This is a genomic window from Paracoccus sp. TOH, from assembly GCF_030388245.1.
Taxonomy (GTDB): Bacteria; Pseudomonadota; Alphaproteobacteria; order Rhodobacterales; family Rhodobacteraceae; genus Paracoccus; species Paracoccus simplex.
In genome coordinates, this window is sequence record NZ_CP098360.1 from 367,384 (window position 1) to 382,707 (window position 15,324).

At 67.8% G+C, this 15,324-nt stretch carries 16 protein-coding genes; 6 read left to right on the forward strand and 10 right to left on the reverse strand.

The window, feature by feature from the left end:
* Window positions 1–55 precede the first annotated feature (55 nt).
* From lysA to argH, 3 genes are read right to left on the reverse strand one after another with little or no spacing between them, the layout of a single operon-like run.
* Window positions 56–1,321 (reverse strand): diaminopimelate decarboxylase, encoded by a 1,266-nt coding sequence (lysA, locus tag NBE95_RS01760; RefSeq protein ID WP_289894188.1) that lies wholly within the window; start codon window positions 1,319–1,321, stop codon window positions 56–58.
* Window positions 1,322–1,333: 12 nt separating this feature from the next.
* Window positions 1,334–1,489 carry a hypothetical protein gene (locus tag NBE95_RS01765; RefSeq protein ID WP_289894189.1) on the reverse strand — a complete coding sequence of 52 codons (156 nt, stop codon included), beginning with the start codon at window positions 1,487–1,489 and terminating at the stop codon, window positions 1,334–1,336.
* Window positions 1,486–2,895: an argininosuccinate lyase gene (gene argH, locus NBE95_RS01770; protein ID WP_289894190.1), complete on the reverse strand. Its 1,410-nt coding sequence runs from the start codon at window positions 2,893–2,895 to the stop codon at window positions 1,486–1,488. The genes NBE95_RS01765 and argH overlap by 4 nt, the downstream gene beginning before the upstream one ends.
* Window positions 2,896–2,917: 22 nt before the next feature.
* Between argH and NBE95_RS01775 the strand changes: the two genes are divergently transcribed.
* A complete protein-coding gene (locus tag NBE95_RS01775) occupies window positions 2,918–3,460 on the forward strand; it encodes a TlpA disulfide reductase family protein (RefSeq protein ID WP_289894191.1) in 543 nt (180 codons plus the stop codon).
* Here NBE95_RS01775 and NBE95_RS01780 read toward each other — a convergent pair.
* The gene (locus tag NBE95_RS01780) at window positions 3,435–4,013 is read right to left on the reverse strand and encodes a DNA-3-methyladenine glycosylase I (RefSeq protein WP_289894192.1); all 579 of its coding nucleotides are present in this window, start codon (window positions 4,011–4,013) and stop codon (window positions 3,435–3,437) included. The genes NBE95_RS01775 and NBE95_RS01780 overlap by 26 nt on opposite strands.
* A 101-nt stretch (window positions 4,014–4,114) precedes the next feature.
* Here NBE95_RS01780 and NBE95_RS01785 point away from each other — a divergent pair, with 101 nt between their 5' ends.
* From NBE95_RS01785 to phbB, 3 genes are all read left to right on the forward strand, one after another.
* Window positions 4,115–4,942 (forward strand): EAL domain-containing protein, encoded by an 828-nt coding sequence (locus NBE95_RS01785; protein ID WP_289894193.1) that lies wholly within the window; start codon window positions 4,115–4,117, stop codon window positions 4,940–4,942.
* A 400-nt stretch (window positions 4,943–5,342) separates the two neighbouring features.
* Complete coding sequence (locus NBE95_RS01790) at window positions 5,343–6,518, forward strand: acetyl-CoA C-acetyltransferase (protein ID WP_289894194.1); 1,176 nt, start codon at window positions 5,343–5,345, stop codon at window positions 6,516–6,518.
* A gap of 86 nt (window positions 6,519–6,604) precedes the next feature.
* Window positions 6,605–7,330, forward strand: coding sequence for an acetoacetyl-CoA reductase (gene phbB / locus NBE95_RS01795; RefSeq protein WP_289894195.1), 726 nt, complete (start codon window positions 6,605–6,607; stop codon window positions 7,328–7,330).
* A gap of 110 nt (window positions 7,331–7,440) precedes the next feature.
* On the opposite strand, the gene NBE95_RS01800 is transcribed toward phbB, so the two are convergent.
* From NBE95_RS01800 to NBE95_RS01810, 3 genes are read right to left on the reverse strand one after another with little or no spacing between them, the layout of a single operon-like run.
* Complete coding sequence (locus tag NBE95_RS01800) at window positions 7,441–7,605, reverse strand: YdcH family protein (protein WP_114349765.1); 165 nt, start codon at window positions 7,603–7,605, stop codon at window positions 7,441–7,443.
* Window positions 7,606–7,663: 58 nt separating this feature from the next.
* Complete coding sequence (locus NBE95_RS01805; protein ID WP_289894196.1) at window positions 7,664–8,422, reverse strand: methyltransferase; 759 nt, start codon at window positions 8,420–8,422, stop codon at window positions 7,664–7,666.
* Window positions 8,415–8,627, reverse strand: a complete 213-nt coding sequence (locus tag NBE95_RS01810) for a DUF2007 domain-containing protein (RefSeq protein WP_019352147.1) — start codon at window positions 8,625–8,627, stop codon at window positions 8,415–8,417. The genes NBE95_RS01805 and NBE95_RS01810 overlap by 8 nt, the downstream gene beginning before the upstream one ends.
* A gap of 75 nt (window positions 8,628–8,702) precedes the next feature.
* On the opposite strand from NBE95_RS01810, the gene NBE95_RS01815 reads away from it, so the two are divergent.
* On the forward strand, window positions 8,703–9,704 hold the full coding sequence (locus tag NBE95_RS01815; protein WP_289894197.1) for a polyprenyl synthetase family protein: 1,002 nt from the start codon (window positions 8,703–8,705) through the stop codon (window positions 9,702–9,704).
* A gap of 67 nt (window positions 9,705–9,771) precedes the next feature.
* Here the strand turns inward: NBE95_RS01815 and NBE95_RS01820 are convergent, their stop codons facing one another.
* A complete protein-coding gene (locus NBE95_RS01820) occupies window positions 9,772–11,193 on the reverse strand; it encodes an ammonium transporter (RefSeq protein ID WP_289894816.1) in 1,422 nt (473 codons plus the stop codon).
* 282 nt (window positions 11,194–11,475) lie between these two features.
* Between NBE95_RS01820 and NBE95_RS01825 the strand changes: the two genes are divergently transcribed.
* The gene (locus tag NBE95_RS01825; protein ID WP_289894198.1) at window positions 11,476–13,815 is read left to right on the forward strand and encodes a transglycosylase domain-containing protein; all 2,340 of its coding nucleotides are present in this window, start codon (window positions 11,476–11,478) and stop codon (window positions 13,813–13,815) included.
* Window positions 13,816–13,938: 123 nt separating this feature from the next.
* Here NBE95_RS01825 and NBE95_RS01830 read toward each other — a convergent pair whose 3' ends face one another.
* Window positions 13,939–14,550: an ABC transporter substrate-binding protein gene (locus NBE95_RS01830; protein ID WP_289894817.1), complete on the reverse strand. Its 612-nt coding sequence runs from the start codon at window positions 14,548–14,550 to the stop codon at window positions 13,939–13,941.
* A complete protein-coding gene (locus NBE95_RS01835) occupies window positions 14,540–15,250 on the reverse strand; it encodes a VacJ family lipoprotein (RefSeq protein WP_289894199.1) in 711 nt (236 codons plus the stop codon). The genes NBE95_RS01830 and NBE95_RS01835 overlap by 11 nt, the downstream gene beginning before the upstream one ends.
* Window positions 15,251–15,324 lie beyond the last annotated feature (74 nt).

A 15,324-nucleotide genomic window follows, 5' to 3' on the forward strand; every position in this document is an offset into this window, starting at 1 on the left:
CCACGGGGGCCCGGGGGTGTGAGACCCCCGGCCGCAGCGGCGCGGGAATGAGCGATCAGAGCCATTCCGGGATGGTATCGCGTCCCAGCATTTCCTCAAGCGTCGGCCGGGCCCGGATGACGGCGAATTGATCGCCGCTGACCAGAACCTCGGGCACCAGCGGCCGGGAATTGTATTCCGAGGCCATCACCGCCCCGTAAGCCCCAGCCGAGCGCAGCGCCACCAAGTCGCCGGGCGCCAGCGCCGGCAGCTCGACCGCCTTGCGGAAGGTGTCGCCGGTCTCGCAGACCGGGCCGACCACGTCATGGGGCGCGACCTCGGCCCCCGGGGCGGGTTCGCGCACCGGCACGATGTCGTGATGCGCCGCATACATCGCCGGCCGGATCAGGTCGTTCATGGCGGCGTCGAGGATCAGGAAATCCCGGCCCTCGCCCTGTTTCAGATAGATCACCGAGGACAGCAGGATGCCGGCATTGCCGGCGATGTTGCGGCCGGGCTCGATCTCGATCTCGCAGCCCAGATCGCCCACCGCCTCGCGGATCACCTGGCCGTATTCGATGGGCAGGGGCGGGGCGTTGTTGTCGCGGCGATAGGGGATGCCCAGGCCCCCGCCCATATCCAGCCGCCGGATGTCGTGCCCCTCCGCGCGCAACGCCCGCGTCAGGTCGGCCATCTTGGCATAGGCCAGCCGATAGGGCTCGAGGTCGGTCAACTGGCTGCCGATATGCATGTCGATGCCGACGACCTCGATCCCCGGCAGCGCCGCCGCCCGGGCATAGACCTCGCGGGCCCGGGCAATGGGGATGCCGAACTTGTTCTCGGACTTGCCGGTGGCGATCTTCTCATGCGTCCTGGCGTCCACGTCCGGGTTCACCCGCACGGCGATCGGCGCCACCACCCCCAGTGAGCTGGCCACCTGCGACAGCAGCTCCAGTTCCGGCTCGGATTCGACGTTGAACTGGCGGATGCCGCCCTCCAGCGCCATGCGCATCTCGGCCGCGGTCTTGCCGACGCCGGAAAACACGATCCGCGCGCCCGGCACGCCCGCCGCCCGGGCCCGCGCATATTCGCCGGCCGAGACGATATCCATGCCCGCGCCCAGGTCGCCCAGCAGCTTCAGCACCGCGATGTTGGAATTGGCCTTGACCGCGAAGCAGACCAGATGGTCGCACCACGCCAGCGCCTGCTGGAACAGCTTGAAATGCCGGGTCAGCGTGGCGGTGGAATAGACATAGACCGGGGTGCCGACCTCGGCCGCGATGCGGGCCAGCGGCACCTCCTCGGCATGCAGCCAGCCGTCGACATAGTTGAAATGATCCATGGCGTTTCCGGGTCAGAGTTTCGAAACGACGCCGATCCGCGCCTCGCCGCTGACCTGCAGGCCCGGCTCGGGCGCGGGATCGGGGCGGGTGGGCGCGCCGTCGACGCCACAGGCGGCCAGCGTCGCCAGAAGCAGCGCCAGGGCCGCCAGCAGCAGGGGATGCGTCATGCCTTCTCTCCCAGTTTGTCCTGCCAGCGGGCGATCTGGGCGCGGACCTGCGCCGGCGCGGTGCCGCCATAGCTGATGCGCGAGGCGACCGAGTTGTGCACGCCCAGCACGCCGTAAATGTCTTCGGTGATGGCCGGATTGACCGACCGCATCTGCTCCAAGGTCAGCTCGGGCAGGTCCACGCCCTGCTTCTCGGCCATGGCCACCAGCGCGCCGGTGACGTGATGGGCGTCGCGGAAGGGCAGCCCGGCCTCGCGCACCAGCCAATCGGCCAGGTCGGTCGCGGTGGAAAAGCCCGAACCCGCCGCCGCCTCCAGCCGGTCCTTGTTCGCCGTCAGGTCCGACAGCATCCCGGTCATCGCCGCCAGTGCCAGCATCAGGTTGTCGGCGGCGTCGAAGACCTGCTCCTTGTCCTCCTGCATGTCCTTGGAATAGGCCAAGGGCAGGCCCTTCATCACCACGAACAGCGCCACGGCGGCGCCAAGGATGCGGCCGATCTTGGCCCGGATCAGCTCGGCCGCGTCGGGGTTCTTCTTCTGCGGCATGATCGAGGAGCCGGTCGAGAAGCGGTCCGACATGGTCACGAAGCGGAACTGGGCCGAGGACCAGATCACCAGCTCTTCGGCCAGCCGCGACAGGTGAACGGCGCAGATCGCCGCCGAGGACAGGTATTCCAGCGCGAAATCCCGGTCGCTAACCGCGTCGAGGCTGTTGGCCATCGGCCGGTCGAAGCCCAGCGCCTTCGCCGTCGCCTCGCGGTCGATGGGGAAGCCCGTCCCGGCCAGCGCGGCGGCGCCCAAGGGCGATTCGTTCATCCGCCTGCGCGCGTCCTGAAAGCGCGACAGGTCGCGGCCGAACATCTCGACATAGGCCATCATGTGATGGCCCCAGGTCACCGGCTGCGCGGTTTGCAGATGGGTAAAGCCCGGCATCACCCAATCCGCGCCCTTTTCCGCCTGCGACAAAGCCGCGCGGATCAGGGCGTCCAGCCCGGTGATCGCCGCGTCGCACTGGTCGCGCACCCAGAGCCGGAAATCCGTCGCCACCTGGTCGTTGCGCGACCGCGCCGTATGCAGCCGCCCCGCCGGCTCGCCGATCAGCGCCTTCAGCCGCGATTCCACGTTCATGTGGATGTCTTCCAGCGCGGCCGAAAAGGGAAAGCCGCCCGCCTCGATCTCTGACAAGACCGTGAGCAGCCCTTCCCCGATCGCCTCGGCATCGCTAGTGCTGATGATGCCTTGTGCGGCAAGCATCGCCGCATGGGCGCGGCTGCCCCGGATGTCCTGGGCATAGAGCCGCTGGTCGAAGCCGATCGAGGCGTTGATCGCCTCCATGATCGCGTCCGGGCCTGCGGCGAAACGTCCGCCCCACATCTGGTTGGCGGTGTTGGCGGGCTGCTCGGTCATGACTTGTCCTTCGGGGGGTGGAATGCGTTGGCTGGTTCTTTATACGGCGATGATCCTTGGTGCAAATGCCGGTTACGCGGGGGAAATCGACTGGCAGGCCGCGCATGACGGCGGGCTGGCGAAGCTGGCGCAAACCGACCCGACCCCGGTCCCGGCGACGGAATTCACCGATCCCGAGGGCGGCACGCACAGTCTGGCCGACTGGAAGGGCAAGGTGGTGCTCTTGAACTTCTGGGCGACCTGGTGCGCGCCCTGCCGCGAGGAGATGCCCTCGCTGGACGCCTTGCAGGCCGAGATGGGCGGCGAGGATTTCGAGGTGGTGGCCATCGCCGCCGGCCACAACCCGCCGCCGGCGGTGAAGAAATTCCTGGACGAGGAGAAGATCGCCAACCTGCCGGTGCGGCTGGACCCGCGCCAGAAGCTGGCGCGCGAGATGGGGGTGATGGGCATGCCGGTGACGGTGCTGATCGACCGCGACGGCAACGAGATCGCCCGGCTGATCGGCGGCGCCGACTGGTCCTCGGACGTGGCCAAGGCGCTTATCCGGCAGGCGACAGCGCCTTGATGCGGCCGTGGCAGGGACAATGGGTCATGTGGTCGTTGACCAGCCCGCAGGCCTGCATGAAGGCATAGGCGATCACCGGCCCGCAGAAGTTGAAACCACGCTTTTTCAATGCCTTGGCCATGGCGTCGGACTGATCCGTCCTGGTCGGCACCTCGGCCATGCCGGCGAAATGGTTCTGCACGGGACGGCCGCCGACGAAGGACCAGATGAAGGGCGAGAAGCCCTGGGACGATTCGATGTCCAGAAACAGCCGCGCGCCCTTGACGGCGGCCTCGATCTTGCCGCGATGGCGGATGATGCCGGGGTTCTGCAGCGCGGCCGCGACCTCGGCCTCGCCCCAGCGGGCGACGCGCTCGGGGTCGAAGCCCTCGAAGGTCTCGCGGAAGGCGTCGCGCTTGCGCAGGATGGTGATCCAGCTCAGCCCGGCCTGGAAGCCGTCCAGCACCAGCTTTTCCCAGAGCGCGCGGGGATCGTATTCCGGCACCCCCCATTCCTCGTCGTGATAGGCGACATAAAGCGGGTCGGTCCCGCACCAGGCACAGCGTTCGGTCATGTCAGGCAAGGGTCCGTTAACCTCGAGTCGAGAAAGCATCTGGAGTTTACGCGATCTTAGGGGATGATCGCCAGACTTGCGCCGATGACAGGAGTCTAGGCATGACCGACACGTTTGATTCGCCACAGGAAATGGGCTCTCCGCTGGATTTCGCGGTCGAACAGCAATCGCGCGTGACCATGGCCACGGTGCGCCGGGCGGTCTCGCGCGGCGATGCCGTGCTGGCCTATCAGCCGGTGGTGCGGGCGGACCGGCCCGACCATGCGGCCTTCCACGAAGGGCTGATCCGCATCATCGACGAAACCGGCCGCATCGTGCCGCTGCGCGACTTCCTGCCGCTGGCCGAGACCACCGAACTCGGCCGGCAGATCGACTGCCTGTCGCTGGCGCTCGGCCTGAAATCCCTGGCCGAGGAACCTGCGCTGCGGCTGTCGATCAACATGTCGGCGCGCTCCATCGGCTATCCGGCCTGGTTGCGTACCCTGCGCGAAGGCATCGCCGGGCAGGACAGCCTGGCGGAGCGGCTGATCCTCGAGATCACCGAAAGCTCGGCCATGGGCATGCCCGAGGTGGTCGGCCGTTTCATGCAGGAACTGCAATCCCACGGCGTCAGCTTCGCGCTGGACGACTTCGGCTCGGGCTATACCTCGTTCCGCTACCTGCGGGATTTCTGCTTCGACATGATCAAGATCGACGGGCAGTTCATTCGCGACATCGCCGAGCAGCGCGACAACCAGGTGCTGACCCGCGCCCTGCAATCCATCGCGCATCACTTCGACATGTTCACCGTGGCGGAATCGGTCGAGACGGCGGATGACGCGGCCTTCCTGATCGACATGGGCATCGACTGCCTGCAGGGCTATTACTTCGGCGCACCGACCATCGTGCCGCCATGGAGATCCCCGAATGCCGCCGCAAGGCGCAGCTGAGCGGCAGCGGCCCGCAGCATGCACAGACACAGGCACAGGCACAGGCACAGGCACAGGCACAGGCACAGGCACAGGCACAGGCATTCGGGGGGCCGTTGCGGTGGGTTTTCAAGGTGACGCTTGCTGGCGGCCGGCTTGCACATGCGCGGTGAAACCCGGCGACACAGCCAGCCCCTCGCCCCTCGCTTTCGGCCGCCGCATGGCATCGCCGCCGGCCGGGGGCCTGCGGCAGGGAATCGGCGGCGCCCAGCGGTTTCGGGCACGACGCGGCGGGGGATGCGGCGGGCGATTGCGACACCGCCCCGCGGCTTCGCGTCGGGAAGCCTGCTTGACCTCGCGGAACGAAACGGCAAAGTCACCCCGTTGCCGGACTTATCGGCCATATGGGAAGGAGCCCGCCATGACCAAAGCTGTAATCGTATCCGCTGCCCGGACCCCCGTGGGCAGTTTCCTCGGGTCCTATGCGAATCTGCCGGCGCATGACCTTGGCGCCATCGTCCTGAAGGCCATCGTCGAGCGGGCCGGCATCGATCCTTCCGAAGTGTCCGAAACCATTCTCGGCCAGGTGCTGACCGCCGCCCAGGGCCAGAACCCCGGTCGCCAGGCGCATATCAAGGCCGGCTATCCGCAGGGCTCCGCCGCCTGGGTCATCAACCAGGTCTGCGGCTCGGGCCTGCGCTCGGTGGCGCTGGCGGCGCAGCAGGTGCTTTTGGGCGACGCCACCGTGGTCGCGGCGGGCGGCCAGGAATCGATGTCGCTGGCGTCGCATGCCGCCTATATCCGCGCCGGGCAGAAGATGGGCGACCTGAAGATGCTCGACACCATGATCAAGGACGGGCTCTGGGACGCCTTCCACGACTACCACATGGGCACCACGGCCGAGAACGTGGCGACGAAATGGGGCATCACCCGCGCCGAGCAGGACGAATTCGCCGTGGCCTCGCAGAACAAGGCCGAGGCGGCGCAGAAGGCCGGGAAATTCGCCGATGAGATCGTGCCGGTGACCATCAAGACCCGCAAGGGCGACACCGTGGTCGATGCCGACGAATACATCCGCCACGGCGCCACGCTGGAAGCCATGCAGAAGCTGCGCCCCGCCTTCAGCAAGGAGGGCACGGTGACCGCCGCCAACGCTTCGGGCCTGAACGACGGCGCCGCCGCGGTGCTGGTGATGGCCGAGGACGAGGCCGCCCGCCGCGGGCTGACGCCGCTGGCGCGCATCGCCTCCTATGCGACCGCCGGTGTCGACCCGCAGATCATGGGCACCGGCCCGATCCCGGCCAGCCGCAAGGCGCTGGAAAAGGCCGGCTGGTCGGTCGGCGATCTGGACCTGGTCGAGGCGAACGAGGCCTTTGCCGCCCAGGCCATCGCCGTCAACCGCGACATGGGCTGGGATCCGGCGATCGTGAACGTCAACGGCGGCGCCATCGCCATCGGCCACCCGATCGGCGCCTCGGGCTGCCGCATCCTGAACACGCTGCTGTTCGAAATGCAGCGCCGCGATGCCAAGAAGGGCCTGGCCGCGCTGTGCATCGGCGGCGGCATGGGCGTCGCCCTGTGCCTGGAACGTCCCTGATCGAAAAAGGCGCGCGCAACTATCTTGCGCGCGCCCGCCGGGTTCGGTAACACAATTTCAAGACCATTTTCAAAGGGGGACGAGAAATGGCAAAAGTGGCCCTTGTGACCGGCGGCTCGCGCGGCATCGGCGCGGCAATCTCGAAGGCGCTGAAGGAGGCGGGCTATACGGTCGCCGCGAATTACGCCGGCAATGACGACGCCGCCCGCGCCTTTACCGAGGAAACCGGCATCAAGACCTATAAATGGTCGGTCGCGGATTACGATGCCTGCGCGGCGGGCATCAAGCAGGTCGAGGAAGAACTAGGCCCGGTCGCCGTGCTGGTCAACAATGCCGGCATCACCCGCGACGCGATGTTCCACAAGATGACCGCGCAGCAGTGGAAAGAGGTCATCGACACCAACCTGACCGGCCTTTTCAACATGACGCATCCGATCTGGTCGGGCATGCGCGACCGCAAGTTCGGCCGGATCGTCAACATCAGTTCGATCAACGGCCAGAAGGGCCAGGCCGGCCAGGCGAACTATTCGGCGGCCAAGGCGGGCGACCTGGGCTTCACCAAGGCCCTGGCCCAGGAAGGCGCCCGCGCCGGCATCACCGTGAACGCCATCTGCCCGGGCTATATCGGCACCGAGATGGTGCGCGCCATCGACGAAAAGGTGCTGAACGAACGCATCATCCCCCAGATCCCGGTCGGGCGGCTGGGCGAACCCGAGGAGATCGCGCGCTGCGTCGTCTTCTTGGCCTCGGACGAGGCCGGCTTCATCACCGGCTCGACCATCAGCGCGAATGGCGGCCAGTTCGTCGTCTGACCGCCGCACCGGACGGACCCCGGAATGACAACGGCCCGCGAGATCTCGCGGGCCGTTTCTCATTCCACGGTGAAAGCCTCGGGCGGGACGAACCCGCCCGGCGTCACAATCTAATGCGACAGGCGTGTGATCTCTTCCTTGAGGCGAAGTTTTTCCTTCTTCATCTGGGCGATGGCGAGGTCATCCGTGCCGGGGCTGCGATGCGCGGCCTCAATGGCGTTCGAAAGTGACTGATGTTTGCGGCGAAGCTCCTGCACATGGGATTCAACCGACATTCCGTCCTCCTCTTGGATTGATCGAACCCAGGGATTGCAGCACAGAATCGTCACATTGTCACCGAAAATCCGGCCCTGCGGGCGAAAGCGCCGCACCCTCGCGCAAAACCGCCTGCGCGGCCTCGGTCAGGTCCTCGCCATCGCCAGAATGTGACGGATTTGCGTGCATGACAAAGGGGGATAGCAGCCGCAGCGGCGCCCGCGCGCCCTTGCGGGCCGAGAGGATGATCCGGCCCGCCTCGCGCCCCTCGCGCGCCGCCACTGGCAGGATCGTGATCGCCCCGGCCGCGGTCGAAAGCGCCGAGAGAATCGCCCCCAGCCGCTCGGCACGCTGGATCAGCGTCAGCCGGCCGCCGGTCCGCAGCCGGCGCAGCCCTGCGGCGATCCAGGTCTCCAGCGGCGTATCCTCGTGCCGGGCCCGGCCGCGCCCGGCATCGGGGGCCACGGTGCCGGCGGTGAAATAGGGCGGATTGGCGATGACATGGTCGAAGCTCAGGGCGCGCAGCGCGGCCGGCGGCCGGGCCAGGTCGCCCTGGAGGATCTCGGCCGCGACGCCGTTCGCCGCGGCGCTGCGCCGGGCCAGCGCGGCGTAATCCTCTTGCAGTTCCAGCCCGAACAGCCGCAGGCCCGGCACCCGCGCGCCAAGGCACAGCAGCGCCACCCCGGCGCCGCAGCCCAGTTCCAGCACGCTTTCGCCGGCTTGCGCCGGGCAGGCTGCGGCCAGCATCACCGCATCCGCCCCGGCGCGATAGCCCTGCGCCGGCTGGGCGATGCGCAGCCGCCCGCCAAGGAAGCCGTCCTCGCGCAGCTCAGTCATGATGGATGCGGTTGTCGCGCAGGATGGCGCGCGCCATGAACAGGTCGCGATCCGCCACCATCAGCCGCCGCGGCAGGATGCCCAGCGAGCCTTCCAGCACGCTCATGTGCTGGTCCAGCGGGAACGACTGGATGCCCTCGGCCGCCAGCAGATCGGCGACGCGGGTGATCAGAAGCGGGTCGGTGGTGCGCAGAAGCTCTTTCATGTCCCCAGAAAGTTAAGCGGCAGTTGCGATTGTGTCCATGGCATGGCAATGGCTTGCGGCGAAAGGGGATCGCTGATGGGCATGAACGAAAACGTCTCCAAGCCGCTCGACCGGCTTTCGGCCGAACTTGCCGGGGATATGGACCGGGTGAACGCGCTGATCCGCGACCGCATGGCCAGCCGCCATGCGCCCCGCATTCCCGAAGTGACCGCGCATCTGGTCGAGGCCGGCGGCAAGCGGCTGCGGCCGATGCTGGTGCTGGCCGCGGCAAGGCTCTGCGGCTATCAGGGCGACAGCCATCTGCTGCTGGCCACCGCGGTCGAGTTCATCCATACCGCGACGCTTCTGCACGACGACGTGGTCGACGAAAGCCGGCAGCGCCGCGGCCGGCCGACCGCCAACCTGCTGTGGGACAACAAGTCCAGCGTGCTGGTCGGCGACTACCTGTTCGCGCGCAGCTTCCAGCTGGTGGCCGATACCGGCAGCATGCAGGTCATGCGCATCCTGGCCAATGCCAGCGCCACCATCGCCGAGGGCGAGGTGCTGCAGCTGACTGCCGCCCAGGACATCGCCACGACCGAGGACACCTATATCCAGATCGTGCGCGGCAAGACGGCGGCGCTGTTTTCCGCCGCGACCGAAGCGGGGGCGGTGGTGGCTGGCGCCGATCCGGCGGTGCAGCAGGCGCTGTTCGATTACGGCGACGCGCTGGGGATCGCCTTCCAGATCGTCGACGACCTTCTGGATTACGGCGGCTCGACCACCACCATCGGCAAGAATGTCGGCGACGATTTCCGCGAACGCAAGCTGACCCTGCCGGTGATCAAGGCCATCGCCCACGCCGACGCCGATGAGCGCACCTTCTGGGAGCGCACCATCGGCCAGGGCCAGCAGGAGGAGGCCGACCTGGCCACCGCGCTGGAGATCCTGCGTCGCCGCGAGGCGCTGGCCGCGGCGCGCGCCGATGCCATCGCCTGGGCGGAACGCGCCAAGGCGGCGCTGGCCCCGGCGCCCGCTCTGCCGCTGCGGGCGATCCTGTCCGACCTCGCGGATTTCGTGGTCTCGCGGCTGTCCTGACCCGACCGGCCTGCGATGTGAAAAAGCCCCGCCATCGGCGGGGCTTTTGCTTGTCTCGGCATGGGCCTCAGCTGTTGTAGGCGTTCTCGCCATGGGTGGTGACGTCCAGGCCCTGACGCTCGTCGGCGGCCGAGCTGCGCAGCCCGGTGACCGCCTTGACGATCATCAGCGCCACGAACGAAACCGCCGCCGACCAGACCACCGCGACCCCCACGCCCAGCGCCTGGGTCGTGACCTGTCCGGCGATGCTGTAATCCGCCGCGACCGCACCGGCCGCGTAATCGTAGATGCCCGAACCGCCCAGCGACGGCGCGGCGAAGACGCCGGTCAGGATGGCCCCGACGATACCGCCCACGCCGTGGATGCCGAACACGTCCAGGCTTTCGTCGATGCCCAGCTTGCCCTTGAGGCTGATCACGAACCACATGCACAGGAAACCGGCGGCAAGGCCGATGACGATGGCACCCATCGGCCCCACGAAACCGGCCGCCGGGGTGATGCCGACCAGGCCGGCGATGGCCCCCGAGATCCCGCCCAGCAGCGAGGGATGGCCGCGGAACAGCCATTCGCCGAAGGCCCAGGCCAGCGCCGCGGCCGAGGTGGCGACGGTGGTGTTCAGGATCGCCAGCGCCGCGGTGCCGGTCGCCTCCATGTTCGAGCCGGCGTTGAAGCCGAACCAGCCGATCCACAGCAGGCAGCCGCCCAGGAAGGTGAAGGGCAGGTTGTGCGGCGCCATCAGCTCCTTGCCGTAGCCCAGGCGCGGCCCGACCACCAGCGCCGCCACCAGCCCGGCGATGCCGGCATTGATATGGATGACGGTGCCGCCAGCGAAGTCCAGGTCGCCATGGCCGAACAGGAAGCCGCCGGGCGCGTCATAGGCCGAGGGACCGCCCCACCACCAGACCATATGGGCCATCGGCAGGTAGGAGAAGAAGAACCAGATCACCACGAACAGCAGGATGGCCGGGAACTTCATCCGCTCGACCGTGGCGCCGACGATCAGCGCCGGCGCGATGCAGGCGAAGGCCATCTGGAAGATGACGAAGACATATTCCGGCACGAAAACGTTCTGGGTGAAGGTCTCGGCCAGCGACGAGGTGTCGACGCCGGCCAGGAACGCCTTCGACAGCCCGCCGATGAAGGGGGTCAGCCAGGTCGCCGCCTCGGCCGAGCCGGCGCCGGTGAAGGCCAGCGAATAGCCGAAGCAGACCCAAAGGATCGACATGATGCAGAAGACGGTGAAGACCTGCATCAGCACCGACAGCATGTTCTTGGCGCGCACCAGGCCGCCATAGAACAGCGCCAGTCCCGGAATGCTCATCATCATCACCAGGATGGCCGAGACCATCATCCAGGTGGTGTCGCCCTTGTCGACGATCGGCGCCACGGTCGCGGCGACCGTCTCGGCCATGGTGGCGGGGGCCTCGGCATCCTGCGCCAGCGCCGGCACCGCCAGCCCGATCAGCGGAAGGACGAGCGCCGGGATCATGGATTTGATCGCGGTTGGTCTGATCATGTTTCCTGCACCTCTTTCTGCATCGCGGCAGTTCCGTGTCCCGGCCAGAAAACCTGCGGGCCCGGCGGTCGCACAAGCATTGTGCAGCTTCCCGCCGGGCCCGCCCCCCGACTGCCCGAATTTTACGCGCTTCTGCCGGGGTTTGCGCCCTCTCGCGGCAGTTCACTGATCGGTCATCGCGGTTCTCAAGCCCGGCGCTTTGCTGTATTGTCCGCGCCAACAGGCCGGAGGACTCGGCCGGGCAGGATAGCAGGCATGAAGAAACCGACCGGCGGGGGCCGCATCGTTGCGGACAAGCGCAATTTTGACCAAGCCCCTCAGAAAAGACAGAAACAGCCCCAGGAACCGCGCCGCAAGCCGCCGCGCCGCCCGCGCCGCGGCAATGTCGTGACGCGGGGAATCGCCGGCTTCGTGACCCTGGTCTGGCGGGTGATCTGGGGCTCGTTCTGGCGGCTGGGCCTGACGGTTGCGCTGATTCTCGCTGCCGCGACCTTCTATTTCTACACCACCCTGCCCGAGGCTTCGGCGCTTTTCGACGGCCGCGCCCGCGGTTCCGTCACCATGCAGGACAACGAGGGGCGGGTCTTCGCCTGGCGCGGCGAAACCTTCGGCATGGTCAGCGCCGACAAGATCGCCCCGGTGCTGAAAAGCGCCGTGGTCGCCACCGAGGACAAACGCTTTTACGGGCATTTCGGCGTCAGCCCGCGCGGCATCGCCTCGGCCATCAAGATCAACCTGGCCGCCGGCCGCGGCCCGCTGGAGGGCAACGGCGGCTCGACCATCACCCAGCAGGTGGCCAAACTTCTGTGCCTGGGCGACACTTTCGACCCGATCCGCTGGAAGTCCGAGGCCGAGTTCGAGGCCGAATGCCGCAAGTCCTCGATCTGGCGCAAGGTGAAGGAAGTCCCCTATGCGATCGCCATGGAGGCGAAATACTCCAAGGAGGACATCCTCAACATCTACATGAACCGTTCGTATCTGGGTGCCGGTGCGCGCGGCTTCGAGGCGGCGGCGCAGCGCTATTTCGACAAGTCGGCGGCCGAGGTGAACGCCTCGGAGGCGGCGATGCTGGCCGGGCTCCTGAAGGCGCCCAGCTATTTCGCGCCGACCTCGAACCTGCAGCGGGCGCAGGACCGGGCCTCGGTGATCCTGGGGCTGATGCACGAGCAGGGCTTCCTGGACGACGCGCAATATGCCGATGCCCAGGCGCAGCCGGCGGTGCTGTCCAAGGCGGCGGCGGCGCGGGCCGGCGGCTATTTCGCCGACTGGGTGATGGAATCCGGCCCCGGATTCCTGACCAGCGAGACGACCGAGGACGTGACCATCCAGACCACCTTCGACCAGCGCGTGCAGCGCGCGGCCGAGCGGGCGCTGAAGCGGGTCTTCGACGAAAAGGTCGCCAAGGGCTCCACGGCGCAGGCCGCCGTGGTGGTCATGTCGCCGGACGGCGCCGTGCGCGCCATGATCGGCGGGCGCGACAACACCGTCTCGGGCACCTTCAACCGCGCCACCCAGGCCAAGCGGCAGACCGGATCGAGCTTCAAGCCCTTCGTCTTCGCCGCGGCGCTGGACCAGGGCTATGGCCCCAACGACATGGTGCTGGACGCGCCGCTGACCATCAACGTGCGCGGTTCCGGCCCCTGGTCGCCGCAGAACTACACCCGCCGCTATTCGGGCGAGGTCACGCTGACCCGGGCCTTGACCCAATCGCTGAACACCGCGACCATCCGCCTGCAGGAGATCGCCGGCCGCGACGCGGTGCGCCGGGTGGCGCGCGATTTCGGCGTCTCGGACGAGATGGCCAAGGGGCCGTCGCTGGGGCTGGGCGTGTCCGATTCGACGCTGCTGAACATGACCGCCGCCTATGCCGGCATCCGCAATGGCGGCACCGCCGTCAGCCCCTATGGTCTGGTCGAGCTGCGCATCAAGGGCGACGACCAGGCGCTGATCGGCCAGGCCGGCGGCATGGGCCAGAGGGTCATCTCGCAAAAGGCGGCGGGCGAGCTGATCGGCATGATGCAGCAGGTGGTCGAACGCGGCACCGGCGGCCGCGCCCGGCTGAAGGGCCGGCCGGCGGCGGGCAAGACCGGCACCACCTCGAGCTATCGCGACGCCTGGTTCATCGGCTTCACCGGCCAGTATGTGACCGGGGTCTGGATGGGCTATGACGACAACAAGCCGCTGAAGGGCGTGACCGGCGGCGGCCTGCCGGCCGAGATCTGGCAGGCGGTGATGACCGAGATCCACGAGGGCCTGCCGGTCGAGCCGCTGGGCAATTTCGTCTTCGACCCGAACAGCGCCGTGCCGCAGGTGGTCAGCTCGGACGAGGCCGGCGCCGGCGATCCGCTGGCCGCGGCGCTGTCCGAGGCGCTTGGCCAACCCGCGCAGCAGGGTCAGACGCAGCCGCAGGATCCGGCCGGGCAGCCGATGGACCAGGGCGGCGGGCGCGTGCTGCCCGATCCGGGCGTCGAGCAGCCCGGCGGGCCGCCCACCTTCCCGGCCGAGACCGTGACCAGCGACCCCGAGGCCGAGATGCCGGCCGACGACCCGCTGACCCAGGCCCTGCGCGGCATCGACGGCGTCTATCAGCAATAGCAAAAGGCCGGTCCCGCGGGGCCGGCCTTTCTGCTTGGCGGATCCTGTTTCCGGCAGCGCGGGCTTCGCCGCTGCGGGGGTATTTGGACAACCGAGAAGCGGATTTCCGCGAGAGCGGCGGGTTCAGCCCGCCTGCTGCAGGTCCGCGGTCAGGCCCGCCAGGTCGCCGCCGCGCCGCGCCAGCATCGCCCCGATTTCGGCCCGTTCCGAGGCGAGCATGTTCACCCCCTCGATGATGATGTTGAAATAGCGGCTTTTCCCGGATTTGTCCGAGACATGCCACTCGACCTCCATCGGGCTGCGGCCCTTCAGATAGGCGACCGAGGTCACCGCATAGAAGGATTTGACCGGCTTGGCGCCCGTCACCTCGATCCTGGAGCCGATGAATTCGCGGAAGCGCTTGCCGTATTTGCGGCCGATATAGCCCTGGAATGCCTGCCGGTAGGCCGCGAACTCGGCGGCGCCGGCCTGCCGCGCCGCCGGCCCCAGGGCCGAGCGCGCGATGATGTCGACATCCGCATAGCGCGCGAAGATCGCCTCGAAGGCCTTGTACATCTGCGCCGGCGGCTGGCCGGAATTGATCACGGTATAGACCTCGTCCAGCGAGGTCTGGATCAGCGCCCGCGCCTCGTTCGTGTCCAGCGCCCATGCCGGGGCGGCGGCCACCGCCAGGCCACCGGAGAGCAGGCTCCCGGTCACCAGGCCCAGGAATCCGCGGCGGGTCTCATTCGGCATAAGGGTCAATGTGCTCTCCTTCCTCGCCCAGTTCGTGGCGGCGATGCTGAAGCCAGATCAGCCGCGTCTGGGCATAACTATCGGCGCTTTCGTGCAGGATGCTATCGACGGAATCGCCGAAACGCCCCCGCTCACCGGCTTTTGAGACGACGCGCGCGCCCATGCCGATCAGATACTGGTCGCGGTTCAGCCAGCCCCGCATCGGGTCGATGGCGATATCGACCACGCGCCCGGCCGCATCGCGCGCCGTCGAGGGGCCGATCAGCGGCAGTTCCAGATAGGCGCCCTCGCCTACGCCCCAGGCGGCCAGCGTCTGGCCGAAATCCGTATCCTCCTCGGGCAGGGCGAAATCCTTGCCCGCGGGATCAAGGAAGCCCGCGAAGCCCAACGTGGTGTTCACCACGAAGCGAAAGGTCGTGCGCACCGCCGGCGCCGGCTTGCCCTGCAGCAGGTGGTTCACGGCCTTGCCGGGCAGCGCCAGGTTTGCGCCGAAATTCCCCACCGCTTCGGTGAGTTGTCCGCCGCCGCCGCCCGAAGCGCCGCGGCTGACCGGCTTGACCAGATGCGTGTCCACCCCCTTGTTGAAGGCATGCACCCTGCGGTTCATCGGCTCCAGCGGGTCGTTGATCTGCCCCGGCTCGCGGGGGGTGGCGCAGGCGGTGAGAGCCAGCGTCGCGACAAGAGGAATCCAGCGGTTCAATATTTTGCTAACTTTCCGTTGCTAACCGTGATTTTTCAGGCCGAATCCCCCGCATCGGGAATACAATCTGTTCT

Excerpts from the sequence above, each read along its gene's own strand:
- lysA (WP_289894188.1), bottom strand. The coding sequence starts at position 1,321 with ATGGATCATTTCAACTATGTCGACGGCTGGCTGCATGCCGAGGAGGTG.
- NBE95_RS01765 (WP_289894189.1), bottom strand. The coding sequence starts at position 1,489 with ATGACGCATCCCCTGCTGCTGGCGGCCCTGGCGCTGCTTCTGGCGACG.
- argH (WP_289894190.1), bottom strand. The coding sequence starts at position 2,895 with ATGACCGAGCAGCCCGCCAACACCGCCAACCAGATGTGGGGCGGACGT.
- NBE95_RS01775 (WP_289894191.1), top strand. The coding sequence starts at position 2,918 with ATGCGTTGGCTGGTTCTTTATACGGCGATGATCCTTGGTGCAAATGCC.
- NBE95_RS01780 (WP_289894192.1), bottom strand. The coding sequence starts at position 4,013 with ATGACCGAACGCTGTGCCTGGTGCGGGACCGACCCGCTTTATGTCGCC.
- NBE95_RS01785 (WP_289894193.1), top strand. The coding sequence starts at position 4,115 with ATGACCGACACGTTTGATTCGCCACAGGAAATGGGCTCTCCGCTGGAT.
- NBE95_RS01790 (WP_289894194.1), top strand. The coding sequence starts at position 5,343 with ATGACCAAAGCTGTAATCGTATCCGCTGCCCGGACCCCCGTGGGCAGT.
- phbB (WP_289894195.1), top strand. The coding sequence starts at position 6,605 with ATGGCAAAAGTGGCCCTTGTGACCGGCGGCTCGCGCGGCATCGGCGCG.
- NBE95_RS01800 (WP_114349765.1), bottom strand. The coding sequence starts at position 7,605 with ATGTCGGTTGAATCCCATGTGCAGGAGCTTCGCCGCAAACATCAGTCA.
- NBE95_RS01805 (WP_289894196.1), bottom strand. The coding sequence starts at position 8,422 with ATGACTGAGCTGCGCGAGGACGGCTTCCTTGGCGGGCGGCTGCGCATC.
- NBE95_RS01810 (WP_019352147.1), bottom strand. The coding sequence starts at position 8,627 with ATGAAAGAGCTTCTGCGCACCACCGACCCGCTTCTGATCACCCGCGTC.
- NBE95_RS01815 (WP_289894197.1), top strand. The coding sequence starts at position 8,703 with ATGGGCATGAACGAAAACGTCTCCAAGCCGCTCGACCGGCTTTCGGCC.
- NBE95_RS01820 (WP_289894816.1), bottom strand. The coding sequence starts at position 11,193 with ATGATCCCGGCGCTCGTCCTTCCGCTGATCGGGCTGGCGGTGCCGGCG.
- NBE95_RS01825 (WP_289894198.1), top strand. The coding sequence starts at position 11,476 with ATGAAGAAACCGACCGGCGGGGGCCGCATCGTTGCGGACAAGCGCAAT.
- NBE95_RS01830 (WP_289894817.1), bottom strand. The coding sequence starts at position 14,550 with ATGCCGAATGAGACCCGCCGCGGATTCCTGGGCCTGGTGACCGGGAGC.